General features: G+C 71.4%; 19 protein-coding genes. 5 read left to right on the forward strand and 14 right to left on the reverse strand.

All coding sequences use genetic code 11. The annotated features are described in order from the left end of the window. Positions 1 to 134 precede the first annotated feature (134 nt). The 3 genes from ACFYW9_RS12685 to rimP form a co-directional block, all read right to left on the reverse strand. Positions 135 to 413 (reverse strand): YlxR family protein, encoded by a 279-nt coding sequence (locus ACFYW9_RS12685; protein ID WP_351869824.1) that lies wholly within the window; start codon positions 411 to 413, stop codon positions 135 to 137. 101 nt (positions 414 to 514) lie between these two features. Then, positions 515 to 1,549, reverse strand: coding sequence for a transcription termination factor NusA (gene nusA, locus ACFYW9_RS12690; RefSeq protein WP_389148394.1), 1,035 nt, complete (start codon positions 1,547 to 1,549; stop codon positions 515 to 517). 2 nt (positions 1,550 to 1,551) lie between these two features. Continuing rightward, entirely contained in the window at positions 1,552 to 2,049 is a 498-nt protein-coding gene (gene rimP / locus ACFYW9_RS12695) for a ribosome maturation factor RimP (protein WP_328447446.1), read from the reverse strand. A 251-nt stretch (positions 2,050 to 2,300) separates the two neighbouring features. On the opposite strand from rimP, the gene ACFYW9_RS12700 reads away from it, so the two are divergent. Genes ACFYW9_RS12700 through ACFYW9_RS12710 form a run of 3 tightly spaced genes read left to right on the forward strand, consistent with a single transcriptional unit; the run spans position 2,301 to position 4,422 of the window. After that, complete coding sequence (locus ACFYW9_RS12700) at positions 2,301 to 2,969, forward strand: hypothetical protein (protein ID WP_389148398.1); 669 nt, start codon at positions 2,301 to 2,303, stop codon at positions 2,967 to 2,969. After that, on the forward strand, positions 2,966 to 3,439 hold the full coding sequence (locus ACFYW9_RS12705; RefSeq protein WP_387299272.1) for a ferritin-like domain-containing protein: 474 nt from the start codon (positions 2,966 to 2,968) through the stop codon (positions 3,437 to 3,439). Before ACFYW9_RS12700 ends, ACFYW9_RS12705 begins: the two co-directional genes overlap by 4 nt. 38 nt (positions 3,440 to 3,477) lie before the next feature. Next, positions 3,478 to 4,422, forward strand: a complete 945-nt coding sequence (locus ACFYW9_RS12710; protein ID WP_389148944.1) for an aminoglycoside phosphotransferase family protein — start codon at positions 3,478 to 3,480, stop codon at positions 4,420 to 4,422. Between the two features lie 86 nt (positions 4,423 to 4,508). On the opposite strand, the gene ACFYW9_RS12715 is transcribed toward ACFYW9_RS12710, so the two are convergent. The 8 genes from ACFYW9_RS12715 to ACFYW9_RS12750 all read right to left on the reverse strand — a co-directional run bounded on the left by ACFYW9_RS12715 (position 4,509) and on the right by ACFYW9_RS12750 (position 17,118). Further along, positions 4,509 to 6,200: a proline--tRNA ligase gene (locus ACFYW9_RS12715; protein WP_351869810.1), complete on the reverse strand. Its 1,692-nt coding sequence runs from the start codon at positions 6,198 to 6,200 to the stop codon at positions 4,509 to 4,511. A 71-nt stretch (positions 6,201 to 6,271) separates the two neighbouring features. Next, a complete protein-coding gene (locus ACFYW9_RS12720) occupies positions 6,272 to 6,841 on the reverse strand; it encodes a GNAT family N-acetyltransferase (RefSeq protein ID WP_351869807.1) in 570 nt (189 codons plus the stop codon). 61 nt (positions 6,842 to 6,902) lie between these two features. Then, positions 6,903 to 7,751 carry a GNAT family N-acetyltransferase gene (locus ACFYW9_RS12725; RefSeq protein ID WP_328671850.1) on the reverse strand — a complete coding sequence of 283 codons (849 nt, stop codon included), beginning with the start codon at positions 7,749 to 7,751 and terminating at the stop codon, positions 6,903 to 6,905. Positions 7,752 to 8,174: 423 nt separating this feature from the next. Then, entirely contained in the window at positions 8,175 to 9,332 is a 1,158-nt protein-coding gene (gene ispG / locus ACFYW9_RS12730) for a flavodoxin-dependent (E)-4-hydroxy-3-methylbut-2-enyl-diphosphate synthase (RefSeq protein WP_389148403.1), read from the reverse strand. Between the two features lie 169 nt (positions 9,333 to 9,501). Further along, positions 9,502 to 10,806, reverse strand: coding sequence for a M50 family metallopeptidase (locus ACFYW9_RS12735; RefSeq protein ID WP_389148406.1), 1,305 nt, complete (start codon positions 10,804 to 10,806; stop codon positions 9,502 to 9,504). Next, on the reverse strand, positions 10,803 to 12,059 hold the full coding sequence (gene dxr / locus ACFYW9_RS12740) for a 1-deoxy-D-xylulose-5-phosphate reductoisomerase (protein ID WP_389148409.1): 1,257 nt from the start codon (positions 12,057 to 12,059) through the stop codon (positions 10,803 to 10,805). The genes ACFYW9_RS12735 and dxr overlap by 4 nt, the downstream gene beginning before the upstream one ends. A 192-nt stretch (positions 12,060 to 12,251) precedes the next feature. After that, on the reverse strand, positions 12,252 to 15,026 hold the full coding sequence (gene secA / locus ACFYW9_RS12745; RefSeq protein ID WP_389148413.1) for a preprotein translocase subunit SecA: 2,775 nt from the start codon (positions 15,024 to 15,026) through the stop codon (positions 12,252 to 12,254). 160 nt (positions 15,027 to 15,186) lie between these two features. Continuing rightward, positions 15,187 to 17,118, reverse strand: a complete 1,932-nt coding sequence (locus ACFYW9_RS12750; RefSeq protein ID WP_389148416.1) for an acyl-CoA dehydrogenase family protein — start codon at positions 17,116 to 17,118, stop codon at positions 15,187 to 15,189. A 365-nt stretch (positions 17,119 to 17,483) separates the two neighbouring features. Between ACFYW9_RS12750 and ACFYW9_RS12755 the strand changes: the two genes are divergently transcribed. Further along, positions 17,484 to 18,497, forward strand: coding sequence for a LacI family DNA-binding transcriptional regulator (locus tag ACFYW9_RS12755; RefSeq protein ID WP_351869791.1), 1,014 nt, complete (start codon positions 17,484 to 17,486; stop codon positions 18,495 to 18,497). A gap of 191 nt (positions 18,498 to 18,688) precedes the next feature. Further along, the gene (locus ACFYW9_RS12760) at positions 18,689 to 20,731 is read left to right on the forward strand and encodes a TIM-barrel domain-containing protein (protein ID WP_389148421.1); all 2,043 of its coding nucleotides are present in this window, start codon (positions 18,689 to 18,691) and stop codon (positions 20,729 to 20,731) included. Positions 20,732 to 20,779: 48 nt separating this feature from the next. Here ACFYW9_RS12760 and ACFYW9_RS12765 read toward each other — a convergent pair whose 3' ends face one another. Genes ACFYW9_RS12765 through ACFYW9_RS12775 form a run of 3 tightly spaced genes read right to left on the reverse strand, consistent with a single transcriptional unit; the run spans position 20,780 to position 25,812 of the window. Next, positions 20,780 to 21,496, reverse strand: a complete 717-nt coding sequence (locus ACFYW9_RS12765) for a hypothetical protein (protein WP_389148424.1) — start codon at positions 21,494 to 21,496, stop codon at positions 20,780 to 20,782. 36 nt (positions 21,497 to 21,532) lie between these two features. Next, complete coding sequence (locus ACFYW9_RS12770) at positions 21,533 to 23,809, reverse strand: glycoside hydrolase N-terminal domain-containing protein (RefSeq protein ID WP_389148426.1); 2,277 nt, start codon at positions 23,807 to 23,809, stop codon at positions 21,533 to 21,535. After that, complete coding sequence (locus tag ACFYW9_RS12775) at positions 23,806 to 25,812, reverse strand: beta-galactosidase (RefSeq protein ID WP_389148428.1); 2,007 nt, start codon at positions 25,810 to 25,812, stop codon at positions 23,806 to 23,808. Before ACFYW9_RS12775 ends, ACFYW9_RS12770 begins: the two co-directional genes overlap by 4 nt. Positions 25,813 to 25,934: the final 122 nt, after the last annotated feature.

A 25,934-nucleotide genomic window follows, 5' to 3' on the forward strand; every position in this document is an offset into this window, starting at 1 on the left:
TCCGGGTCTGCGTCCGGACCGTCGCTACTTCATGGGCGTACTCATCGCGTGCTCATCGAGTGCTCATCGCAATCTCGACCTACTTCCAACTCGCGGAATACCAGGCCGCACGGGGGTTCCGTACGACGTGCTTCTTACGGTGTTGCCTGCTCGACGTAGAGGCGCAACGCCGCGGTGTCGAGCGGTCCCGGAGCGCGCAGCGCCCGTGGGATCGCCCGGCGGCGGACCGCCAGATCGAGACAGACCAGAACGGGATGCACGTACGCACCCCGGCCGGGCAGCGTACCGCGATGATCGGGGGCGCATTCGCCCTCGACCGCCACGATGCGCAGCAAGTCTCTCTTGGCCGCTCGCTCCCGGCACCCCACACAGGTGCGTTCAGGGCATGCGCGGGCTCGCGTCCGGCCAGACACTCTTAAGTCTACCTCCCCGTACCGACCTCACCCCTTTGGGGCAAGAATCGAACGGTTGTTGTCGTGATGTAAGCGATGCGCGGGCCGGATCTATTCCCGGACTATTCCCCGCGCCGCTCGCCGCGCCGCTCGCCGGACTGCTCACCGCGCTGCTCACCGGGCTGCTCGGTGTCCGGACGGATGTCGATCCGCCAGCCCGTGAGGCGGGCGGCGAGACGGGCGTTCTGGCCCTCCTTGCCGATCGCCAGCGACAGCTGGTAGTCGGGGACCGTCACGCGCGCGGAGCGGGCGGCGAGGTCGACGACCTCGACCTTGGAGACACGGGCCGGGGAGAGCGCGTTGGCCACCATGTCCGCCGGGTCGTCCGACCAGTCGACGATGTCGATCTTCTCGCCGTTCAGCTCGGCCATCACGTTGCGCACCCGGCCGCCCATGGGGCCGATGCAGGCGCCCTTGGCGTTCAGGCCGCTGCGGTTGGACCGGACGGCGATCTTCGTGCGGTGGCCGGCCTCACGGGCGATGGCGGCGATCTCGACGGAACCGTCGGCGATCTCCGGCACCTCCAGCGCGAAGAGCTTCTTCACGAGGTTGGGGTGCGTACGGGACAGGGTCACGGACGGACCGCGGACGCCCTTGGCCACCCGTACGACGTACGAGCGAAGCCGCAGGCCGTGCTCGTAGTTCTCGCCGGGGACCTGCTCCTGCACCGGCAGGATGGCCTCCAGCTTGCCGATGTCGACGAGCACGTTCTTCGGGTCGCGGCCCTGCTGGACCACACCGGTGACGATGTCGCCCTCGCGGCCCGCGTACTCGCCGAGGGTCGCGTCGTCCTCGGCGTCCCGCAGGCGCTGCAGGATGACCTGCTTGGCGGTGGTGGCGGCGATCCGGCCGAACCCCGAGGGGGTGTCGTCGAACTCGCGGGCCTCCTGCCCCTCCTCCAGGTCCTCGGGGTCCTCCTTCGCCCACACGGTCACATGACCGGTCTCCCGGTCGAGTTTCACGCGCGCGCGCCGGCGGCTTCCCTCGGTGCGGTGGTAGGCGATGAGGAGGGCCGACTCGATCGCCTCGACCAGCAGGTCGAAGGAGATCTCCTTCTCCCGCACCAGACCCCGCAGGGCACTCATGTCGATGTCCACGGCTACGCCTCCTCTTCCTTCTTGTCCTTGCGGCTGAACTCGACCTGGACGCGGGCCTTGACGATGTCCCCGAAGGCGAGCCGCCGGGCGGTGGGCTTGCGCCCCTTCACACCCGGCACCTCGACATCGAGACCGTCGTCCTCGACCCGCAGGATCCTGGCGAGCAGTTCGCCGTCCTCCGCCAGCTGGAACTTCACCAGGCGGTCGGTGGCGCGTACGTAGTGACGGTGCTCCTTGAGCTCGCGCTCGGCACCGGGGGTTCCGACCTCGAGGGTGTATTCACCCGAACCCATCGCGTCGGTCTCGTCGAGCTTCGCCGAGAGCGCGCGGCTCACATCGGCGATCGCGTCCAGATCGGCGCCTTCGTCCGAGTCGACGACGACGCGCAGTACACGCTTGCGGCCTACTGACTCCACTTCGATCTCTTCGAGATCGAGGCCCTGGGAGCTCACGAGCGGATCCAGGAGTTCTCGAAGCCTCTCGCTCTGGGTCGTGCTCATCCGGGTGACTCCTCGGCCGCGTGTGCTGTTGTGGGTTGGTCGCGTGTCAGCTCAAAGGGTATCCGGTCGCGGAGGGTGTTGCCGTCCACCGGGCGGGTGCCAGCGCTCGGACGGGTGCCCGCGGACCTCCCCGGAACAGCGCCGTGAACAGTTGGAGGAGAGCCGCTGGGCCGTGATCGGCCGATGCGCGGGTACCGTGATCACGGGCAGTTCGCCCATACATTCGTACGAGCCCTCCGAGGACGTCTGCCGTGTCGTTCCCCCTGCCGTCGCGCACCCCGTCGGGTCCGCGCCGAAGGACCCTGCTCGCGGCCGCCGCGGGTGCCTTCGCGCTCGCGGGCTGTTCCGCCGCTCCCGAGTCGTCCAGCGACACGACGGGCGGCAGCCCCTCGCTCGCGGACCGGGCACGCGCGCGTGCGGCCCGGGACAGCATGACGCTCTCCGACCGGTACACCGCGGTGATCGCCGCCCATCCCCAGCTGGCGGAGCGGCTCGGCCCGCTGCGGGGAGAGGTCGTCCGGCACGCGCAGGCGTTCGGGGGCGGCAGTGCGGGAGCCTCGGGATCCACGTCGGCTGCTCCGTCGGGGTCGGCGTCGGATGCTCCGTCAGGGTCGGCATCGGCGTCGGAGTCCTCGACGGGGTCTCCGTCCGCGTCGGCTCCGGAGTCGGCGTCCGCCTCGAGTTCGGCTTCGAGTTCGGCTTCGAGTTCGGCTTCGAGTTCGGCTTCGGCCGGTGCCTCGCCCGGTGTGGCGGCCCGGCCCAAGGACGCGCTCGCCGAACTCGCCTCGGCCGAACTGGCGCTCGCGGACGAACGGACACGGGCCCTGGTGGACGTCCCCGGCGAGCTCGCCCGGCTGCTCGCCTCCGTGGCGGCGGCCGGGGCGGCCCACGCGTTCCTGCTGACGAAGGCGGCGAAGTGAGCAAGCGGACCAAGACCGAGGAAGCGGAGCTCAAGGCCCTCCAGGCCGCGCTGGGCGCCGAGCACGCGGCCGTCTACGGCTACGGCGTCGTGGGCGCCCGGATCGGCGCGGCCCGTCAGACGGACGCCCGGTCGGCCTACGACGCCCACCGGGCGCGGAGGGACGAACTGACGCGGGAGGTCAAGGACATGGGCGCGGCGCCCGAGGCCGCGTCGGCCGCGTACGTGCTGCCGTTCCCGGTGACGGACACCGCCGCGGCCATACGGTTCGCGGCCGAGCTGGAGGAACGCGTCGCCGACGTGTACTCCGACCTCGTGCGCGCCGCCACGGGCGACCGGCGGCGCATGGCGGCCGGGGCGCTGCGCGAGGCCGCGGTCCGCGCGGTGCGCTGGAGCGGCGAGAGCGTAGCCTTCCCTGGGCTCGCCGAGCGGGCGGGCACCCCATCGGCCACGGCACCCTCGCCGGCCTGACGCGACCTGGAAGGAACCTCTCGCGCATGGACTCGCGCATGGCCTTCGAACCGCCGCGGCGCCTTCTCCGGGCGCTCGGCGAGACCCGCCGGAGCGGGCAGGAGGGCCCCGACGAGGCCGACGAGTGGCTGGAGAGGCTGCCCGAGCTGGCCCAAGAAGCCGTCGCTCTGCGCGAGTTGACCGTGGAGCGAGTGCAGGCTCCGGGTGGGCGCAGCAGTCTGGTCGTCCTGGTGCGCCGGGCCGACGGCACGCCCGCCGTGCTGAAGCTGGCGCCCGGGCGGGCGCGGCCGGAGGCCGAGCGGGTCGCGCTCGCCCACTGGGACGGCCGCGGCGCGGTCCGTCTTCTCGACGGCGGTGACACCGGGGAGGCCTCCGGCACCGGTGGCGTCCTGCTGCTCGAGCGGCTGCATCCGGACGTCTCCGTGCGGTCGCTGCCCGAGGCGAAGGCCCTGCTGGAGGCGGCGGGGACGCTGCGGCGGCTGTGGGTCGAGCCGCCCGCCGACCCCGTCCTCGAGACCGTGGCGGAGCGGACCGGGCGGCAGGCCGAGGCCATGCGGGCCACGGCGGCGGGCGCGGCCGGGACCGGGATCGGGGCCCTGGTCGACGCGGCGCTCGCGGCCCGCGAGGAACTGCTCGTCCAGCCGCCCGAGGCACTGCTGCTGCACGGCACGTTCCGGCAGAGCAAGGTGCTCGCCGGTGAGCGCGTGCCCTGGCTGGCGGTGGGACCGGACCCGGTGGTCGGCGAGTGCGCGTTCGACCTGGCCCGGCTGGTCCGCGACCGGGTGGAGGACCTCATCGCGTCGCCTTCGGGACCGTCGATCACCCGGCGGCGGATCAAGCGGCTCGCCGAGTCCCTGGAAGTGGACCAGGCGCGGCTGCGCGGCTGGACCCTGTTCCGTGCCGTCGAGTCGGGTGTCCGGGCGGGCCGGGTCGGCCGCCCCCAGGACGCCGGACTGCTCCTGGAGTTCGCCGGCTGGCTCTGAGCACCGGCCGGGACACCCCGCACCCCTGGAAACGGCCGAGCGGCGCCCGCGCCTCCGGAGAGGTGCGGGCGCCGCCCAGGTGTCGGTTACGCCGTCAGGCGGGCGATCGCCTCTTCGACGGTCAGTTCCTCGCGCTCGCCGGTGCGGCGGTCCTTCAGCTCCACGACGCCCTCGGCCGAGCGGCGGCCGGCGACCAGGATCGTCGGTACGCCGATCAGTTCCGCGTCGGTGAACTTCACGCCCGGGGAGACACCGGCACGGTCGTCGACCAGGACGCGGACACCCGCGGCACCGAGCTTCTCGGAGACGTCGAGCGCCAGCTCGGTCTGGAGGGCCTTGCCCGCGGCGACCACGTGCACGTCGGCGGGAGCGATCTCCTTGGGCCAGCACAGACCCTGGTCGTCCGCCGACTGCTCGGCCAGCGCCGCGACCGCGCGGGAGACGCCGATGCCGTACGAGCCCATGGTCACGCGGACCGGCTTGCCCTGCTGTCCGAGAACGTCGAGGCCGAAGGTGTCGGCGTACTTGCGGCCGAGCTGGAAGATGTGGCCGATCTCGATGGCGCGGTCCATCTTGAGGCCGGTGCCGCACGCCGGGCAGGGGTCGCCCTCTTCCACCACGACGACGTCGAGGTAGTCGCCGACCTCGAAGTCGCGGCCGGCCACGACGTTCTTCGCGTGCTTGCCGGTCTTGTTGGCACCGGTGATCCAGGCCGTGCCGGGGGCGACGCGCGGGTCGGCGATGTAGCGGACCTTCTCCAGGCCCTGGGGGCCCACGTAACCGCGTACGAGGTCTTCGCGGCCCTCGAAGTCCTCGGCCGTGACGAGTTCGACGACGGCCGGGGCGAGGTGCTCGCCCAGCTTGCCGAGGTCGACCTCGCGGTCGCCGGGGACGCCCACGGCCACGATCTCGCCGTCGACCTTGACCAGCAGGTTCTTCAGGGTCGCGGAGGCGGGCACGCCGAGGTGCTCGGCGAGCGTCTCGATCGTCGGGGTGTCGGGGGTGTCCAGCTCCTCGACCGCGCCGTGCTCCTCGGAGACGGGCGTGAGCTTGAAGGTCACGGCCTCCGTGTTGGCCGCGTAGTCGCAGGCCGGGCAGTCCACGAAGGTGTCCTCACCGGCGGCGGCGGGCGCGAGGAACTCCTCGGAGGCCGAGCCGCCCATGGCGCCGGAGACGGCGGACACGATGCGGTAGTCGAGGCCGATGCGCGCGAAGATCTTCTGGTAGGCCTCGCGGTGCAGCCCGTAGGACTCGGCGAGACCCTCGTCCGTGATGTCGAAGGAGTACGAGTCCTTCATCTGGAACTCGCGGCCGCGCAGCACGCCGGAGCGCGGACGGGCCTCGTCGCGGTACTTCGTCTGGATCTGGTAGAGCATGACCGGCAGGTCCTTGTACGAGGCCACCTGGTCCTTCACCACCAGGGTGAAGATCTCCTCGTGCGTCGGGCCGAGCAGGTACTCCGCGCCCTTGCGGTCCTTGAGGCGGAAGAGCAGGTCGCCGTACTCCTCCCAGCGGGCCGAGGCCTCGTAGGGCTCCTTGGGCAGCAGGGCCGGGAGGAGGACCTCCTGGGCGCCGATCGCGTCCATCTCCTCGCGGACCACCCGGGAGATGTTGTCGAGGACCTTCTTGCCGAGCGGCAGCCAGGTCCAGATGCCCGCGGCGTTGCGGCGTACGTAGCCGGCGCGGACGAGCAGCTTGTGGCTGAGCGTCTCGGCGTCGGCCGGGTCGTCACGCAATGTCTTGACCATCAAACGGGACATGCGCTGGACCTGGGCCATGATTCTCGACTCCTGCTGCGTAAGGGTGATGTCTGGAGGTTAGCCGGGCAGCGGCCGTCCCCGGAAATCCATTAGGCGTGGCGCAGCGGAAGCGGGGCGCCCATCACGGCGTACGGCCTGGGCGCGCTGGGGAAGAGGACCTGCCGTGCGAGGTCCTCGTAGCCGAGGGAGCGGTACAGGCCGCGGGCCGGGCTGTCGAAGTCGATCGCGGAGAGGATCGAGCGGGGTTCGGCCGCGGTGTCCGTGATGGCGGTGATCAGGGTGCGGCCGACGCCCCGGTTCTGGAAGCGGGGGTGGACGTGCAGTTCGGTGATCACGAAGGAGTCGTCCAGCCAGCCGTCGTGGCCCTGGTCGCGCAGATACGGTTCGACGACGGTGGACCACCAGTGCGCGCGGTCGTTGGGCATGCCGTAGACGAATCCCACGAGCCGTCCGTCGACGGTGGTGGCGCCGAGCGCGCGGGCTCCCGGGTAGGTGACGTGGCGCAGCACGATCTGGCGTCGTACGGCGATCTCGTCGGCGCCGAGCCCGAAGGCGAGCGCCTGCACGGCGAGTGCCTCGTCGACGCGGGCGGCGAGATCCAGCGGGCCGATGACCACGTCGTCGAAGTCGCGTTGGCCGTGGCCGGGAAAGCGCAGCATGCCGGGAGACTACCTGGCGGACCGTGTGACGCGTGAGGTCCCGACGGGCCCGCACCGGGCGTCAGAACAGGACACTCATGAACGCGCCGGCCTCCTGGAACCCGACGCGGCGGTACGTCGCCCGGGCCGCGGTGTTGAAGTCGTTGACGTAGAGGCTGACGAGCGGGGCGACATCGGCGAGGGCGTAGCGCAGCACGGCGGCCATGCCGGGGGCCGCGAGTCCCCGGCCGCGGTACTCGGGGGCCACCCAGACACCCTGGATCTGGCAGGCCTCGGCGGTCGCGGCGCCGATCTCCGCCTTGAAGACGACGTTGCCGTCCGGGTCGAGGCGGGCGAAGGACCGGCCCGAGCCGACGAGTTCGGCGACCCGGGCCTGGTAGAGCAGGCCGCCGTCGCCGGCCAGCGGCGAGACGCCGACCTCCTCGGTGAACATGGCGACGCAGGCCGGCATGATCGTCTCCATCTCGTCCTTGCGGATGCGGCGGACGTACGGATCCGGGGTGATGTCGGCGGGCAGCCGGTCGGTGACCATCAGCGGCTGGTGGGCGCGGATCTCTCGGGCGGGGCCCCAGCTCGGTTCGAGGAGCCGCCAGAGCTGGGCGGTGGATTCGGCGGGGCCGACGATCGAGGAGCAGCGGCGGCCGCTTCTGCGGGCCCGGTCGGCGAAGCCGCGCACGGCGCGCTGGGTGGCGCAGATCGGGACGAGGTTGGCGCCCGCGTAGCAGAGGGACCGCAGCATGCCGTCCTCGTACCAGCCCCACATCTCGCCGCCGAGCCGCCATGGGTCGAGCCCGGCGACCTGTACTCGGGAGGTGACGAACGCGTTCGCCACCGGCTCGCGGCCGAGGACGGCGAGCGCGGCGTCCAGGTCACTCGGTTCGAGGACCCTGGTGGTGGTCTGGGTCAACACGTGCGGGGGCCTCACCCTGGGATCTGCTGATCTCCGCACTGTACCTGCCGTACTTGTGGCTCGCTGCTGAGTCCTCTGGCCGGACAGGGGAGCGGGCCCCCACCGGGGTGGGACCTGGGGTTGTCCGCCCGGGTGCGGGTCTGTGAGGGCTGGGCGCGCGGTTCCCCGCGCCCCTGGGGCGCCCCTGGGACCGGAACCCGCACGGGTAGCCCTGTTGCCTGCGGCTACCGGGGCGGGACCCGGTGTTGTCGCCCGGGTGCGGGTGTGTGGGGGCTGGGCGCGCGGTTCCCCGCGCCCCTGGGGCGGTCCGGGGGGCCGGAGTTCGAAGGGGCAGCCTTGTCGGCTGCCCCTTGAGGCGCTCCGGGGGCGGGCTTGTGCCTGCTGGGCCGGGCGTCGGCGCCCGGCCCAGACGTGGGAGTGGAGTCAGCCCGCTACCGAGATCATGGGTTCGCCGGAGGCGACTCCGTCGGCCTCCATCTGCTCGGCGAGCTTCATCGCCTCTTCGATCAGGGTCTCCACGATCTTCGACTCGGGGACGGTCTTGATGACCTCGCCCTTGACGAAGATCTGGCCCTTGCCGTTGCCGGAGGCGACGCCGAGGTCGGCCTCGCGGGCCTCGCCGGGACCGTTGACGACGCAGCCCATGACGGCGACGCGGAGCGGGACCTCCATGCCGGTGAGGCCGGCGGTGACTTCCTCGGCGAGCTTGTAGACGTCGACCTGGGCGCGGCCGCAGGACGGGCAGGAGACGATCTCCAGGCCGCGCTGGCGCAGGTTCAGCGACTGGAGGATCTGGAGGCCGACCTTGACCTCCTCGACCGGCGGGGCCGACAGGGAGACGCGGATGGTGTCGCCGATGCCCTCGGAGAGCAGGGCGCCGAAGGCGACGGCCGACTTGATGGTGCCCTGGAAGGCGGGGCCTGCCTCGGTCACGCCGAGGTGCAGCGGGTAGTCGCAGGCGGCGGCCAGCTGGCGGTAGGCGTTGACCATGACGACCGGGTCGTTGTGCTTGACCGAGATCTTGATGTCCCGGAAGTCGTGCTCCTCGAAGAGGGAGGCCTCCCACAGCGCCGACTCGACGAGCGCCTCGGGGGTCGCCTTGCCGTACTTCTGGAGCAGGCGCTTGTCGAGCGAGCCCGCGTTGACGCCGATGCGGATCGGGGTGCCGGTCTCCTTCGCGGCCCGCGCGATCTCCTTGACCTGGTCGTCGAACTGCTTGATGTTGCCGGGGTTGACGCGGACGGCGGCGCAGCCGGCGTCGATCGCGGCGAAGACGTACTTCGGCTGGAAGTGGATGTCCGCGATGACCGGGATCTGCGACTTCTTGGCGATCGTGGCGAGCGCGTCGGCGTCGTCCTGCGTGGGACAGGCCACGCGCACGATCTGGCAGCCGGACGCGGTCAGCTCGGCGATCTGCTGGAGCGTGGCGCCGATGTCCGACGTGCGCGTGGTCGTCATCGACTGCACCGAGACGGGTGCGTCTCCGCCCACGGCGACGGTCCCGACCTGGATCTGCCGGGTCTTCCGGCGCTCGGCCAGCTTGGTCGAAACGGACGGCATGCCGAGAGAAATCGCAGTCATCTGCTGTGCAACCCCAAGTTATGGTTCAAGGTCCCGGGAATCGTGGGCTCCGGGCTTCGAGATTACGGTACGGGCGCACCACCGGGCACATCACGCCCCGGCGTTCAAACCCGCTCAATGGAAGACGGCCGGGCACCCAGGGTGCCCGGCCGCCGCCAACGCTGTACGACTAAGAGATTTTCACGGGATTGACGACGTCTGCCACGAGGACCAACAAGGTGAAGCAGACGAAGATCCCGGCCACCACGTAGGCCACCGGCATCAGCTTCGCCACGTCGAACGGACCCGGGTCCGGGCGGCGCAGCACCTTCGCGAGGTTGCGGCGCAGCGACTCCCACAGCGCGCCCGCGATGTGCCCGCCGTCGAGCGGGAGCAGCGGGAGCATGTTGAACAGGAACAGGGAGAGGTTGAACCCGGCGACGAGCAGGAGCATCATCGCGACCTGCTGCGACGCGGGGATGTCCAGGGTGAAGACATCGCCGCCGATGCGGGCCGCGCCGACCACGCCCATCGGGGAGTCGGCCTTGCGCGGGCCGTCGCCGAAGGCCGCGTCCCACAGGTCGGGGACCTTGCCGGGCAGCGAGACCAGGGACTCGACGCCGTTCTGCATCATGTCGCCCATGCGGTCCACGGACTGGCCGAAGGACTGCTCGACGATGCCGACGGCGGGCGTGAAGCCGAACCAGCCGGCCTCCACGTACTTGCCCTCCACATAGCCGCCGCTGCCGTCGGTCCTGCTCACCGTGTTCTTGACCAGGTGCGCGGTGAGGCCGAGCTGCCGGCCATCGCGGTCGACGGTGATCGTCACCTTCTTGCCGGGGTTGGCGCGGATGTCGGACTGCAGCGCGGACCAGTCCGGGACGGGCGTGCCGTTGAAGGCGACGATCTTGTCACCGGGCTTGAGTCCCGCCTCCGCGGCGGGCGCGACCGGGTCCTTCTTCGTACACTTGTCGCGGTTCTCGCTGGCCTGGATCACGCAGGGGGAGACCGCGCTGACCGTGGTGGTCTGGGTCTGGACGCCGAACGTCATCATCACGCCGAGGAAGATCACGACGGCCAGGATCAGGTTCATGAAGGGACCGGCGAACATCACGATCACGCGCTTCCACGGCTTGCGCGTGTAGAAGAGGCGGGTCTCGTCGCCGGGCCTCAGCTCCTCGAAGGCCGCCGACCGGGCGTCCTCGACCATGCCCCGGAAGGGGGACGTCGAGCGGGCCTCGATCCGGCCGTCCGGGCCGGGCGGGAACATCCCGATCATGCGGATGTAGCCACCGAGCGGAACGGCCTTGATGCCGTACTCGGTCTCGCCCTTCTTGCGCGACCAGATGGTCGGGCCGAAGCCCACCATGTACTGCGGCACCCGGATGCCGAAGAGCTTGGCCGTCGACAGATGTCCCAGCTCGTGCCACGCGATCGAGATCAGCAGGCCGATCACGAAGACGACTATGCCGAGGATCATCATCAGGGTCGTCATGCACGAGCCTCCGCGATTGTCATCTGTGCCGTCAGTTCACGGGCCCGGGCGCGCGCCCAGGTCTCCGCTTCGAGGACGTCCGCGAGGGTCAGGGAAGTTCCCGTACGCGGTGTGCCGTGTTCCTCGACGACCCGGGTGACGGTCTCCATGATCCCGTTGAACGGCAGTGTGCCGTTCAGGAACGCGTCCACGCACTCCTCGTTGGCGGCATTGAACACCGCCGGGGCCGTACCCGCGAGCCGCCCCACGTGCCGGGCGAGTCCCACGGACGGGAAGGCTTCCTCGTCGAGCGGGAAGAACTCCCAGTTCGAGGCCTTCGTCCAGTCGAAGGCGGGGGCCGCGTCCGGGACGCGCTCGGGCCAGCCGATGCCGATGGCGATGGGCCCCCGCATGTCGGGGGGCGTCGCCTGGGCGATCGTCGAGCCGTCCGTGAATTCCACCATCGAGTGGACATACGACTGCGGGTGCACGACCACCTCAATGCGGTCGAAGGGAATGTCGTAGAGGAGGTGCGCCTCGATGACCTCCAGTCCCTTGTTGACCAGGGTCGCGGAGTTGACCGTGATGACCGGGCCCATGGCCCAGGTGGGGTGTGCGAGGGCGTCGGCCGGCTTCACGTCCGCCAGCTCCGCCTTCGTACGGCCGCGGAACGGGCCCCCGGAGGCGGTCACGACGAGTTTGCGCACATCCGCGCGCGTGCCGGAGGCCAGCGCCTGGAAGAGGGCCGCGTGCTCGGAGTCGACCGGGATGATCTGGCCCGGCTTCGCCAGCGCCTTCACCAGCGGGCCGCCGACGATGAGCGACTCCTTGTTGGCGAGCGCGAGGGTGCGGCCCGCCTCCAGGGCGGCGAGGGTGGGCGCGAGGCCGATGGAACCGGTGATGCCGTTGAGCACGGTGTGGCAGTCGGACGCGGCGACCTGGGTGGCCGCGTCGGGCCCGGCGAGGATCTCGGGAAGGGTCTCACCGGGTGCGTACCGGGCCGCGAGGGCCTCCCTGAGCGCCGGGACGGCGTCCTCGCGCGCCACGGCGACCGTCCGTACCCGCAGCCGGTGGGCCTGCTCGGCGAGCAGGGCGACCCTGCCGCCGGCGGCGGACAGCGCGGTGACCCGGAACCGGTCGGGGTTGCGCAGCACGAGGTCGATGGCCTGGGTGCCGATCGAGCCGGTGGATCCGAGGATCACGACATCCCGGACTCCGTTCACGGGGTCGAAGACGAGATGCGGATCAGCGAGGGGGGCTGGACTGTCGCTCATCCCCCCATTGTGGCCGCATCGCGTCCGCCCGAGGACAGGGCGTCCCTCATTCCCGCCGTCTCCCCCCGTGGCCGGTGGTGCCGGGACGCCTCGGGGACGCCGGCGAGGAGCGGGTATTCCGCGGGGCCGCGGTGGGCCGGTGCCCGCCCGCGGGGGCCGTGGCGCGGCCCGGCCGCCCTGCCGATCCGCAGGTCAGCGCTTGCGGCGGCGCCGGGACGCGGGCCCGCGCGGCCGGGTACCGCCGCGCGCGGGCCGTGCGTCGGCGGGTGCTCCGGTGGGTCCGGGAGCGGCCGGCGCGGTCCTGAGCGGCCGTGCGGGGGCGAACGCGCCTTCGACCACACCGTCGGCCGTGTCGAGCGTCGGCGCGGTGAAGAGCAGGCCGTCGCCACGGTCGCGGGGTTCCAGGGCCCTGGGGGCCGGGGCAGCGGTGTCGAGGTTGAAGACGTAGCCGACGGACTCCTCCTTGATGGCGTCGGTCATGGCTCCGTACATGTCGTAGCCCTCGCGCTCGTACTCGACGATCGGCTCGCGGCCGAGCGTCCAGCGCAGCCCGATGCCTTCGCGCAGGTAGTCCATCTCGTAGAGGTGCTCGCGCCACTTGCGGTCGAGGACGGACAGGACGACGAGACGCTCCAGGTCGCGCAGGGCCTCCGGGCCGAGTTCCCTCTCGCGCTCCGCGTACCGGGCGCGGATGTCGTCGGTGACCGTCTCGAGGACCCGCTCGGTGGTGAGGTCCTCACGGCCGCCGTGGAGGTCCACCAGTTCCCCGGCCGTGATCCCCACGGGGTAGAGCTGCCGGAGGGCTCCCCACAGCCTGTCCAGGTCCCATTCCTCGGGGAAGCCCTCGCCGGTCTCCCGCTCGACGTACGCCCGGACGGTGTCCTCCATGAAGTGCGCGATCTGTTCGTTCAGGTCCTCGCCGTCCAGGACGCGGCGGCGTTCGGCGTAGATGAGGGTGCGCTGCCGGTTGAGGACCTCGTCGAACTTCAGGACGTCCTTGCGCGACTCGAAGTGCTGCTGCTCCAGCTGGGCCTGGGCGGAGGCGATGGCGCGGGTGACCATCTTGTTCTCGATGGGCACGTCGTCGGGGACGTTCGCTATGGACATCACGCGGTCGACGACGTTGGCCCGGAACAGCCGCATCAGGTCGTCCTCCAGGGAGAGGTAGAAGCGGGAGGCGCCGGGGTCGCCCTGGCGGCCGGAGCGGCCGCGGAGCTGGTTGTCGATGCGCCGTGACTCGTGCCGCTCGGTGCCCAGTACGTACAGCCCGCCGAGCGCCGTGACCTCGTCGTGCTCGGCCGCGACCGCTGAGGTGATCCGGTCGAGGACCCCGCGCCGTTCCCCGGGGTCCGCGTCCTCGCCCGCCTCGGCGAGCGCCATCGCCTCGGGGTTGCCGCCGAGCATGATGTCGGTGCCGCGGCCCGCCATGTTGGTGGCCACGGTGACGGCGCCCCGGCGTCCGGCCTGGGCGACGATCTGGGCCTCGCGGTGGTGGTTCTTGGCGTTGAGCACCTCGTGCCGGATGCCCTGCCGGCGCAGCAGCGCGGAGAGCACCTCGGACTTCTCGACGGAGGTGGTGCCCACCAGGACCGGCCGGCCGAGGGCGTGCTTCTCGGCTATGTCGGCGAGGACCGCGGCGTACTTCGCCTCCTCGGTGCGGTAGATCTGGTCGGGGTCGTCGCGCCGCACCATGGGCCGGTTGGTGGGGATCGGGACGACGTGCAGCCGGTAGATCTGGTGGAACTCGGCCGCCTCGGTCATGGCGGTGCCGGTCATGCCGGCGAGCTTGCCGTAGAGGCGGAAGAAGTTCTGGAGGGTGATCGTGGCGAGCGTCTGGTTCTCGTCCTTGATCGTGACGCCTTCCTTGGCCTCGATGGCCTGGTGCAGTCCTTCGTTGTAGCGTCGGCCGGCGAGGATGCGGCCGGTGTGCTCGTCGACGATCAGCACCTCGCCGTCCACGACGACGTAGTCCTTGTCCTTCCTGAAGTGCTCCTTGGCCTTGAGCGCGTTGTTCAGGTGTCCGATCAGCGGGGTGTGGTCGGACTCGTAGAGGCTGTCGATGCCGAGCTGGTCCTGGAGGTACTCGACGCCGGGGTCCAGGATCGACACCGTGCGCTTCTTGGGGTCGTACTCGTAGTCGTGCCCCGTCCGCAGGACGGCGAGGCGGTCCTTGTCGGCCTGCGTGGTGAACTGCTCCTCCTGCACCGCGACGCCCCTCATGTGCCGGGCGAACGCGGCGAAGGCCTCGTACCAGTGCGTCGGCTGGTCGGCCGGTCCGGAGATGATCAGCGGGGTGCGCGCCTCGTCGATGAGGATCGAGTCGGCCTCGTCGACGATCGCGAAGTGGTGCCCGCGCTGCACGAGTTCGTCCTTGGAGCGGGCCATGTTGTCGCGCAGGTAGTCGAAACCGAACTCGGTGTTGGTGCCGTAGGTGACGTCGCAGGCGTACTGGGCACGCCGTTCGGCGGGGGTCGACTCCGCCCTGAGGACGCCGACGCTCAGTCCGAGGAAGCGGTACGCGCGCCCCATCCACTCGGCGTCCCGGCGGGCCAGGTAGTCGTTGACGGTGACGAGGTGGACCCCGTTGCCGGCGAGGGCGTTCAGATAGACCGGCAGGGTGCCGACGAGCGTCTTGCCCTCACCCGTCTGCATCTCGGCGATGTGGCCGAGGTGCAGTGCCGCTCCGCCCATGATCTGCACGTCGAAGTGGCGCATGCCGAGGATGCGGCGGGAGGCCTCGCGCATCGCGGCGAAGGCTTCCGGCAGCAGGTCGTCCAGGCTCTCGCCCGCGCCGAGACGCTCCTTGTACTCCGGTGTGAGGGCCTGGAGCTCCTCGTCGGACAGCGCCCTGAACTCCTCCTCCAGGGAGCCGGTCTGCGCGGCGAGGTGTTCGAGGCGGCGCAGCATCCGGCCCTCGCCCGCGCGCATGATCCTTCCGGTGATGGCGTCGAGCCCTTTTGCTGGCATGGGAATTCCCTCGCAGTCCGGCGCGGTCGATGCCGGGGAGAACCGCCAGGGCGTCGTGGTGGAGTTCCCCGTTCGCCGTCGCGTTCATTGTCGGCGCCCTGCTGCGGCGCGGCAAGCAGCAGGGCGGCGGACGGGGCGGGAGCGCGCCACCGGGAAATCGTCAGCGAATGGGCCGGTGCACGTTCTCCCGGGTGCTCGGGCCGGGGGTGGCGTCGGCGATCCAGGGGCCTTCGCCCGAGGGGTCCAGGACGCCTTCCTCCAGCCAGGTGTAGGTACCGGACAGGACGCCCTTGACGACCTTGCGGTCGAGGTCGTCGGTGTTGCTCCACAGGCGTCCGAAGAGCTCCTCGACACGGATGCGGGACTGGCGGCAGAAGGCGTCGGCGAGCTGGTAGGCCTCGCGTCCGTGATCGCCCTTCGTCCGCAGGTGTTCCGCCCGTACGCAGGCCGCGCTCATCGCGAAGAGCTCGGCGCCGATGTCGACGATCCGGCCCAGGAAGCCCTGCTTGGTCTCCATGCGGCCCTGCCAGCGCGACATCGCGTAGAAGGTGGACCGGGCGAGCTTGCGGGCGTTGCGCTCGACGTACCGCAGATGCGTGGAGAGGTCCACGTCGTGGCTGAACTCGTTGTACGAGCGCGGGAGCTGGCCCGCGCCCGCGACCAGTTTCGGCAGCCACCTGGCGTAGAAGACTCCGGCGTTGGCGCCCGCCTTCGCCTTCTCGGAGAGGGACTTGTCGGGGTCGATGAGGTCGCCGGCGACCGAGAGGTGGGCGTCGACGGCCTCCCGGGCGATCAGCAGGTGCATGATCTCCGTGGAGCCCTCGAAGATGCGGTTGATGCGCAGGTCGCGCAGCACCTGTTCGGCGGGGACCGCGCGCTCGCCGCGGGCCGCCAGCGACGCGGCCGTCTCGAAGCCGCGGCCGCCGCGGATCTGGACCAGTTCGTCGGCCATGAGACAGGCCATCTCGGAGCCGTACAGCTTGGCGAGGGCGGCCTCGATGCGGATGTCGTTGCGGTTCTCGTCGGCCATCTGCGACGACAGGTCGAGCACGGCCTCGAGGGCGAAGGTGGTGGCCGCGATGAAGGAGATCTTGGAGCCGACGGCCTCGTGGAAGGCGACCGGCTTGCCCCACTGCTCACGCACCGACGTCCACTCACGGGCGATCTTCAGGCACCACTTGCCGGCGCCCACGCACATCGCGGGCAGCGAGAGGCGTCCGGTGTTGAGGGTGGTGAGGGCGATCTTCAGGCCCGCTCCCTCGGGTCCGATGCGGTTGGCGGCGGGCACGCGCACCCGGTGGAAGCGGGTGACTCCGTTCTCCAGGCCCCGCAGACCCATGAACGCGTTGCGGTTCTCGACCGTGACGCCCTCCGAGGCGGCCTCCACCACGAAGGCCGTGATGCCGCCCTTGCGGTCCTCGGACTTCGGGACGCGCGCCATGACGACGAGGAGGTCCGCGACGACGCCGTTGGTCGTCCAGAGCTTCACCCCGTCGAGGATGTAGTCGTCGCCGTCCGGCACGGCGGTCGTGGCGAGCCGGGCCGGGTCGGAGCCGACGTCCGGTTCGGTGAGCAGGAAGGCGGAGATGTCGGTGCGGGCGCAGCGCGGCAGGAAGACGTCCCGCTGCTCCTGGGTGCCGAAGAGCTTCAGCGGCTGCGGTACGCCGATCGACTGATGGGCCGAGAGCAGGGCGCCGAGCGCCGGGTTCACGGAGCCGACCAGGGCGAGGGCCTTGTTGTAGTACACCTGGGTGAGGCCGAGACCCCCGTACTTGGTGTCGATCTTCATGCCGAGGGCGCCGAGTTCCTTGAGCCCGGTGATCGTCTCGTCCGGGATCCGTGCCTCGCGCTCGATCCGGGCGGAGTCGATCTTCGTCTCGCAGAAGTCCCGCAGTTTGGCCAGGAACTCCTCGCCGCGCTGTGTGTCCTCGTCGGCGGGGAGCGGGTGCGGGTGGATCAGGTCGAGCCGGAAGCGGCCGAGGAAGAGTTCCTTGGCGAAGCTGGGCTTGCGCCAGTCCTGTTCGCGCGCGGCCTCGGCGACCTGTCGTGCCTCACGTTCGGTGACTGTGGGCTTGTGGGGTGTTGCGGACATGAGGCTCACCTCGCCGCGAATAGGGATCTTGGGACTGTCCGTTACCGACCGGTTCTACTCGATCGTATTTACCTGATTCCGGACGACCCCACCAGTCCTCGCGCAGCGTTCGGCCCCATGGGCTCACCCGCGGACCGGCCGCCGGTGTTGCGCCGGAGGCCCGTTCCGGGGGACGGTCCGGGTACGCCGTTCGGGGGAGGTTCCGCACGGCCACGGGGCCGGGGCCGCTACCGGGGATTGACTGTCGAAGCGCTTCGACAGCCTATGGACACGATTCCTCCACCGAGCTAGTGTCGAGCCACCCTCATCGCCCCTATCGGTACCGCGCGCACTGTCGAAGCGCTTCACAAAACTGGGAGAGCCGGATGGTCACCCTCGCCGAGGTCGCCCAGCACGCCGGAGTCTCGGCGAGCACGGTGAGCTATGTCCTCAGCGGCAAGCGGTCCATCTCCGTGAGCACCCGGCAGCGGGTCGAGCGGAGCATCCAGGAACTCGGCTACCACCCGAACGCGGGCGCCCGCGCCCTGGCGAGCAGCCGGTCCAACATCATCGCGCTGATGGTCCCGCTGCGCACCGACATGTACGTACCCGTGATGATGGAGATCGCCATCGCGGTGGCCACCAACGCCCGGACCCACGGCTACGACGTCCTGCTGCTCACCGGCGAGGAGGGGCCCGACGCGGTGCGGCGGGTCACCGGCAGCGGGCTCGCCGACGCGATGATCCTGATGGACGTCGAACTCGACGACGAGCGGCTGCCGTTGCTGCGTGAGACGGACCAGCCGTCCGTGCTCATCGGCCTCCCCGCCGACACCACCGGCCTGACCTGCGTCGACCTCGACTTCGGGGCGACGGGCGCGCTGTGCGCCGAGCATCTGGCGCTGCTCGGCCACCGTGACATCGCTGTCATCGGCGAGGCGCCCGCCGTCTACGAGCGGCACACCGGCTTCGCCGAGCGGACGCTCGACGGGCTGCGCGCCCGTTCCCGCGAGTTGGGGCTGCGGGTGCTGCACCGGCCCTGCGAGGGCGGCTACGACGCGATGGCCCTCACCCTCGCCCGCATCCTCGACGAGCGCCCGGGCACCACGGGCTTCGTCGTGCAGAACGAGTCGGCGGTCGAACCGCTGCTCGCGCTGCTGCGCCAGAAGGGCCGTGCCGTCCCCGAGGACGTCTCGGTGATCGCGATCTGCCCCGACCAGGTCGCCACCCAGTCCTCGGTGCGGCTGACGTCGGTCGCCATCCCCGCCCAGGACATGGGCCGCCATGCCGTCGAGCGTCTGATCGCCAAGCTCGAAGGACGCGGCAAGGACGAAGTCGTACTGATCGCCCCGGAGTTGACGGTACGGGCGAGCACGGGACCGGCGCCGGCCGCTCCCTGAGCCGGGCTCCTGCCGACGGCGCGCCCGCCGGCACTCCCCGCGCGGACTTCAGGGACCTCGCGCCCCCTGCCGGGCACCCGCTGTCCGCGTGCTCTCCCCGTACCGCGCTTCGCCGCCCCGCCCCGGACGGAATCCCGGCCGCACTCCCCGTCCGCACTCCTTCATGTCTGCACTCCTTCAGGAGCATCCACGTGAATCAGCCCGCCGCGATCCAGCCCCAGGTGAGCCTCGCGCAGTCCTCCCCGACCGTCGGCACGTTCCGTGAACGGGACGGCGCTCTGGAGTGGAGCGGCCGTACGGAGACCGTCCGGATCGAGCCGTGGGGCCCCGACGCCGTGCGGGTCCGCGCCCGGCTCGGCGGTCCGCTGCTCGAAGACCTGCCGGGAGCGCTGCTCGACCGGCCCGAGGACACCACGAGCACGCTGGAACTCACCGGCGGTGAGGCCAGGCTGACCGTCGGAGCGCTCACCGTCGAGGTGAGCGCCGAGGGGATGATCCGCTTCACCCGGACCGCTGACGGCGCCGAACTCCTCGCCGAGGAGCGCGCCCACTTCTGGTGGCCGGGACCGCGGCTGTACACCCCCACCGGCAACGGCCACCACCGGCTGGAACAGCGCTTCGCCGCGTACGACGGCGAGCGGCTGTACGGCCTCGGGCAGCACCAGCACGGATTGTTCGACCAGAAGGGCGTGGTCCTGGACCTGATCCAGCGCAACGCCGAGGTCACCGTTCCGGTGCTCACCTCCAGCCGCGGCTACACCCTCCTGTGGAACAACCCGGCCGTCGGCCGGGTGGAACTCGCGGGCAACGGCACCCGCTGGGTCGCCGACTCGGCCCGGCAGATCGACTACTGGATCACCGCGGGCACCCCGGCCGACGCCCAGCGCCGCTACAGCGCGGCGACCGGCCGGACGCCGATGCTGCCCGAGTGGGCGGCCGGGTTCTGGCAGTGCAAGCTGCGCTACCGCACCCAGGAGGAACTCCTGGAGGTGGCGCGGGAGTACAAGCGGCGGGGCCTTCCGCTGTCGGTGATCGTCTGCGACTTCTTCCACTGGACCCACCTCGGCGACTGGAGGTTCGACCCGGCCGAGTGGCCCGACCCGGCGGCCATGCAGGCCGAACTCGCCGGTCTCGGCGTCAAACTGGTCGTGTCCGTCTGGCCGTCGGTCTCGCCGCTCTCGGAGAACCACGCGCTCATGGAGCAGCGGGGCTGGTTCATCGGCACCGAGTACGGGCCGATGGCGCACGCCGACTGGCCGGACAAGCAGGTCGCCTCCACGGTCCAGGTGGCCTTCTACGACGCCACGAACCCCGAGGCGCGGGACTTCCTGTGGTCCCGCGTGAAGGACAACTATCTCGATCCGTACGGCATCTCGGCCTTCTGGCTGAACGCCTGCGAGCCGGAGCTGAAGCCGGGCTTCTCCGAGAACCTGCGCTACCACGCGGGCCCGGGACTCGAAGTGGGCAACCTCTACCCGCGCGAGAACGCCCGCACCTTCTACGAGGGCCTGCGCGCCGCCGGGGAGAGCGAGATCATCTCCCTCAACCGCTCGGCCTGGGCGGGCAGCCAGCGCTACGGGGCCGCCCTGTGGTCGGGCGACATCGGGACCGACTTCGCGACCCTGCGCCGCCAGATCGCCGCGGGTCTCAACACCGCGCTGTCCGGGATCCCGTGGTGGAACACCGACATCGGCGGCTTCCACGGCGGCGACCCGGACGACCCGGCGTACCGCGAGGTCATGGTGCGCTGGTTCCAGTTCGGCGCGCTGTCGCCGCTGATGCGGCTGCACGGCTTCCGCGACCCGGGGCTGCCGCTCGGTCCCGGCATGACCGGCGGCCCGAACGAGGTCTGGTCGTACGGCGAGGAGGCCGGCGCCGTCATGGAGAGGTATCTGCGGCTGCGGGAACGTCTGAAGCCGTATCTGCTGGACGTCATGCGGGAGGCCCACGAGGAGGGGCTGCCGGTGATGCGCCCGCTGCTCCTGGAGTTCCCCGGCGACCAGGCGGCCTGGTCGGTGGACGACGCCTACCTCCTCGGCCCGGACCTGCTGGTCGCGCCGGTGCTCACCGCGGGTGCGACGGCCCGTACGGCGTACCTCCCGGCGGGTGCGCGCTGGACGGACGCGTGGACCGGGGTGTCGTACGAGGGGGGCGCGGCCGTGACGGTGGACGCGCCGCTGGACCGGATCCCGTTGTTCCTGCGGGACGGGGCGCGGCTGCCGGTGGCCGGATAGCGGACGCGGCCGGTCCCGGGAGGGGCCGGCCGCGCCTGGGCGCACGGGTCAACTGCTGCTGACCGTCAGGTTGTTGGCGACGAAGTCGAGACCGCCCGCGGACGAGGTGATCTCGAAGCCGAACTGCACGTCGCCGATGGTCTCGGCGCTGGACATCCAGCCCTTGGTGTTCGCGATCCACCTCATGATCGGGAGGATGTTGATGGTGCCGGACGTGGAGTCCGAGGTGCGCAGGAACGAGAAGACGTCGTTCGCGCCGTTGTTGCCCTTGTAGACGGTCCAGGTGTTGCCGTTCAGCGTGAGCGTGCCCTGGGAGGTGCCGAGCGCGCCGACGGCGCCGTTGTAGTTGACCCAGAGCATGGTCTCGTAGTCGTAGTCGGTGTCCCAGATGTCGTACGAGGTGTTGTACGCGCCGGAGGACGGGACGGTGACGTTGTAGGTGCTGGTGAGGGAGGACAGCCCGGCGATCGTCTTTCCGACGTACTTCTTGGAGTTGGGGTACGACTTGATGCCGCCGGTGTCGGGGTGATTGGCCCAGACTCCCCAGTTGGTGCCGGAGTTGGCCCAGACGCACTGGCTGCCCGCGCCGGAGCCCCAGATGTTGTTGTAGAGCGTGTACCCGTTGAGGGTGGTGTTGCCCCACTGGTCGCAGGAGGACCAGACGGCGGCCTGGGCGGGAGCGGCGGCGAGGCCGATCGTCGCGCCGAGCGCGAGCGCGGGGGCGACGAGGGCCTTGGTGATCCTGTTCCGTGTGCGAAGTGCCATGGTGTCCCTTCCATGGGTGGGGGGAGGTGCGGGGGGCTACCGCGGCCCCAGGGTGAGGACGCGGTCTTCTCCGGCGCTCAGGGAGAGCGGTCGCGCGCCGGCGGAAGTCCGGAGTTCGACGCGGCAGGTGCGGTCCGGTCGCAGTACGACGGTGGCGCCGTCGGGGGTCCAGGTGAGGTCGGCCCGGGCGCCGAACCTGGTGCGGATGCCCCGGAGTTCGCCGCTCGGCAGGCTCGCGGGGAGCGCGGGGAAGAGGACGAGCCGCCGCGGGGTGGACTGGACGAGTGCCTCGATGACGACGCCGGGCAGGGTGTGGGCCGCGTCGGCGTTGTAGACGTGCCGGCCCGGGTAGTGGCCGCTCATCAGGGAGACATGGAAGAAGTCCCCGGCCAGGACGTTGCCGAGGGCCCCCGCCACCCGCCCGGCGTCCCGCAGCCGGGCGGCCACCAGGGCGTGATGGAGGTAACCGTGCGCCGAGTCGTTCTCGGCGCCGCGCAGTTCGAGGGCGCGACGGGCCGCCGCGGCGAGCCCGGGGGTGTCGTAGGGGTTGATCTCGTCGAGCGGCCAGACGCCGTAGAGATGACTGAGGTGGCGGTGGTCGTAGGTGTCGAGGAGCCCGGGACCGGCCCACTCGGCGAGCGCGCCCTCGGCGTTGACCCGGTGCGGCGGCAGCCGGTCGGCGAGCGCCCGCCAGCGCTCGGCGTCAGGGCCCGGATGATACGTGGCCGCCGTGCACAGGGCGTGGCGGGCCGCCGAGAGGTCCATGGCGGCGTTCACGGTGACCCAGCTCGCGTTCGCGGGACGGTTCTCCGGGGAGTAGGACGGCACGATCACCAGGTGGCCGTCCTGGTCGGTCCGGGTCAGGAAGTCCTCGTAGAAGCGGGCGGCTTCGGCGAGCGCCGTGGCCAGCCGCGGGTCGCGGGCGCCGCGGGTCTCGTCGTGGTCCACGAGCGGCTTGAGCAGCCAGTCGGCACCCGCGGTCCACACGTGCAGCGGGTACGCGCGGCTGAGGTGGTGGATGTGGCCGGACTCGCCGTCGGTGTGGGCGGGGGCGAGTGCCCCGCGTGCGCCGAAGACGGCTCGGGCGTTGTCCCGCCAGTGCGGCAACTGGCCGTGGACCAGGGCCGCGTGCGCTTCGGTGACCTCGGGGAGGGCGGCCGCGGCGGCCGACGCCGTCTGGAGATTGAGGTTGGCGTCCGTGGTGAACGCCCCGGACCAGGCGGTGTCCCAGTCGCCGGTCCACAGGCCGGTCAGCCGCGGCGGCAGCGTGCCGGCCGCCGACAGCAGGTGGTACCGGCCGGCCGCGAAGAGCCGTTCGACAAGGGCGGGGCTCTTCGGGCGCCGGACCAGCTCCGATCCGGGCAGCGCCCGTTCGGCGGGATCGGCGTGCAGGTCGAGAGTGACCCGCAGATAGGCGGCGCGGTGCAGGGCGGTGTGGCGGGAGAGCAGGTGCGCGCGGGCGTTCTCGATGTCCTCGGCGCCGTGACCGGACCCGGGCAGCAGATCCCGCAGCGCGCGGAGCTCCGCGCGGGCGTCCAGGTGGCCCGGGTGCCGACGCACCCGGGTGAGCAGCAGCATCGAGCGGGCGCCCTCGACCCGTACGCCCGAAGGGGCGGGACGGGTGGCACCGTCCGTCACGAGGAGGGTGACCCCGGTGTACGCCAGGTCGCTGCCCGGATAGCGGGCGCACAGGGTGAGCAGGGCGCCCTCGGGGGTGTGGACGGCTCCGTGCTCCACCGCCAGGTCCGCGGGCGCTCCCGGCAGCCGGTGGTCCAGCGTCACCTCGGCCGCGGGGCCGGGTGCGGTCACGTACTGCGCGATCACGTCGTCGGCGCGCGAGACGAACACCTCGCTCCGCCGGGCACCGCACACGGCGCGGACGACCCCGGTGGTGAAGTCGGCCTCGCGGCGGTAGACGCGCGCCTCCCCGGCGGGGCGGCGCAGCCGCACCTGGAACGCCGGATGGAACGGCTGTACCCACAGCAGCGGCCGGCCGTCGGTGAAGTCCTCGCCGGCGTCCACGTCTCCGGCGAGCAGCCGGTCCTGTACGTCGGCGAGGCGGTCGGCGAGCTCGGGCGGGCGCGTGTCCGCGCTGCCGTTGGGGCGGACCAGACGGTGATGGTTGACGATGACCCGGTCGTCGTCCGGGTCACCGAACACCATGGCGCCGTGTGTGCCGTTCCCGCTCAGGAAGGCGTCCTCCCAGCGGGCGGCGGGCCGGGGTTCCCAGGTGCCGTGGACGGGGGCGGAACCGGGGCCGCCCTCCGCCGGGGAGCGGTCCGCGTGGGGGCCCGGGCGGGCCTCGTCGGTCATGGGGCGAGCACCGCCGCTCCGTGGCGCTCCAGCCGTACGGAGTCCCGCACGGCCGCACCGCCGAGCAGGTCGCGGTGGCTGCCCGGCACCTCGACGGTCACCGGGTCGCGCCGGTGGTTGAGCAGGAAGAGCAGGTCGCCGCGCCGGACGGCCTCGACACCGTCGGGCAGTCGGCCGAGTGGCGGCCGGACGCCCGCGCTGTCCGCGGCTGCCGCCAGCAGCGCGCGCAGAGCGGCCGGTTCGGGCAGGGTGGAGAGGTAGCGGGCGGTGCCCTTGGACAGTACGGCGGGCAGTCCGTCCAGCTCGCCGCCGCGGTAGCGCGCCTCGACGGCCGCGGTGCCGTCGGGTTCGATCTCCTCGGACCACAGCGTGCCCGAGAAGCTGTCGCACGCGACCTTCTCCCCCGCGTCCAGCGGCCACCATTCGTGCAGCGTGCGGATGCCGAACAGGTCCCGCAGCCGCTCGTCCATGCCGCCCGGCCGGACCCGGTCGTCCTCGTCGGCGACGCCGGTGAGGAAGCCGCAGACGAGCGTGCCGCCCGCTCGCGCGTGGGCGAGAAGGTTCTCGATCGCGGTGTCCGTGAGCAGGTAGAGCTGGGGCACGACGACCATGCGGTACGCGGAGAGGTCGTGCTCCGGGTGGGCGAACGCGGTGGTGAGGTGGGCCTCCCACAGGGCGCGGTGCCAGGCCCGTACGACCTCGGCGCAGTCGTTCTCCGCGGACAGCCGGCCGTCGTGCGCTCCCGCCCACCAGGAGTTCCAGTCGTGCAGGATCGCGATGTCCGCGCCGACCCGGGTGCCCGCCACATGGGGTGCGAGGGCGGCCAGTTCGGCTCCGATCCGCTTGATCTCCTGGAAGGTGCGGCCCCGCTCCCCCGCGTGGCCGATCATCCCGGAGTGGAACTTCTCCGCGCCCTGCCGGGACTGCCGCCACTGGAAGTAGCAGACGGCGTCGGCGCCGCGTGCCACGGCCTGGAGGGACCACAGCCGGTTCAGCCCGCGCGGCTTGGGATGGTTCACACCACGCCAGTTGACGGCTCCGGCCGCCTGTTCCATGAGCATCCAGGAACCGCCCGCCGCCTGCGAGCGCGTCATGTCCTGGACGAGCGCGCCGTGCTGCGCGCCGAGGGGGTCGCGCGGGTCGGGGTAGAGGTCGACCGAGACGACGTCCTCCTCCTCGGCCCACCGCCAGGCGTCCTGGCCGACCCACATCGGCATGAAGTTGCTGGTCACCGGAGTGCCGGGGCTGTGGCGGCGCACGATGTCCCGCTCGGCGACGTAACACTCCAGGAGCATGTCGGAGGTGAACCGCTTGAAGTCGAGGACATGCGTCGGGTTCTTCATGTAGTGCGCGTGACGCGGTGGGAGGACCTCGTGCCAGTCGTCATAGACCTGGCCCCAGAAGGCCGTTCCCCAGGCCGTGTTGAGCGCTTCGAGGACGCCGTACCTGTCCTGGAGCCAGCGGCGGAAGGCGGTGGCCGCCTCGTCGCCGTAGTCGACGGTGCAGTACTCGTTGTTGATGTGCCACATCGTGAGGGCGGGGTGGCCGGCGTAGCGGGCCGCCAGGTCCTCGGTGACGGCGGCGGCGTGGCGGCGGTAGACGGCGCTGGAGTGCGAGAAGTGCTGCCGGGAACCCCACCATTCGGTACGGCCGTCCTCGTCCCGGGGCAGGGTCTCGGGATGCAGCCGGCCCATCCAGGGCGGCGGCGAGGAGGTGGGGGTGGCGAGCACGACGCCGACGCCGTGCTCGTGCATCAGGTCCATCAGCCGGTCCAGCCAGCCGAACTCCCTTGCTCCGGGGCGGGGTTCGATCCTGGCCCAGGAGAAGACCCCGAGGGTGACGGAGTTGACGCCGGCCTCCTTCATGAGGCGGACGTCCTCGTGCCAGATCTCCTCGGGCCACTGTTCGGGGTTGTAGTCGCCGCCGAACAGGACACGGCCCCGGGTGGCGTCGCTCAGGCTCGGCCGCCCGGACTGCGGACCGGTTCCACGGGGCGTGCGCATGACCTACCTCGTTCGGGGTGAGGAAGTGGACCGCCGCGGCCGACCGCCGGTCAGGAGCAGGTCGGCCGCGACGAGCTGGGGGCGGTGCGGGGTGGACACCGGGGCACCTCGGTACGGAGCGC

Source organism: Streptomyces sp. NPDC002698 (genome assembly GCF_042888945.1).
GTDB lineage: Bacteria > Actinomycetota > Actinomycetes > Streptomycetales > Streptomycetaceae > Streptomyces.

Excerpts from the sequence above, each read along its gene's own strand:
- rimP (WP_328447446.1), bottom strand. The coding sequence starts at position 2,049 with ATGAGCACGACCCAGAGCGAGAGGCTTCGAGAACTCCTGGATCCGCTC.
- ACFYW9_RS12710 (WP_389148944.1), top strand. The coding sequence starts at position 3,478 with ATGGCCTTCGAACCGCCGCGGCGCCTTCTCCGGGCGCTCGGCGAGACC.
- ACFYW9_RS12715 (WP_351869810.1), bottom strand. The coding sequence starts at position 6,200 with ATGGCCCAGGTCCAGCGCATGTCCCGTTTGATGGTCAAGACATTGCGT.
- ACFYW9_RS12720 (WP_351869807.1), bottom strand. The coding sequence starts at position 6,841 with ATGCTGCGCTTTCCCGGCCACGGCCAACGCGACTTCGACGACGTGGTC.
- ispG (WP_389148403.1), bottom strand. The coding sequence starts at position 9,332 with ATGACTGCGATTTCTCTCGGCATGCCGTCCGTTTCGACCAAGCTGGCC.
- ACFYW9_RS12735 (WP_389148406.1), bottom strand. The coding sequence starts at position 10,806 with ATGACGACCCTGATGATGATCCTCGGCATAGTCGTCTTCGTGATCGGC.
- dxr (WP_389148409.1), bottom strand. The coding sequence starts at position 12,059 with ATGAGCGACAGTCCAGCCCCCCTCGCTGATCCGCATCTCGTCTTCGAC.
- secA (WP_389148413.1), bottom strand. The coding sequence starts at position 15,026 with ATGCCAGCAAAAGGGCTCGACGCCATCACCGGAAGGATCATGCGCGCG.
- ACFYW9_RS12750 (WP_389148416.1), bottom strand. The coding sequence starts at position 17,118 with ATGTCCGCAACACCCCACAAGCCCACAGTCACCGAACGTGAGGCACGA.
- ACFYW9_RS12755 (WP_351869791.1), top strand. The coding sequence starts at position 17,484 with ATGGTCACCCTCGCCGAGGTCGCCCAGCACGCCGGAGTCTCGGCGAGC.
- ACFYW9_RS12765 (WP_389148424.1), bottom strand. The coding sequence starts at position 21,496 with ATGGCACTTCGCACACGGAACAGGATCACCAAGGCCCTCGTCGCCCCC.
- ACFYW9_RS12770 (WP_389148426.1), bottom strand. The coding sequence starts at position 23,809 with ATGACCGACGAGGCCCGCCCGGGCCCCCACGCGGACCGCTCCCCGGCG.
- ACFYW9_RS12775 (WP_389148428.1), bottom strand. The coding sequence starts at position 25,812 with ATGCGCACGCCCCGTGGAACCGGTCCGCAGTCCGGGCGGCCGAGCCTG.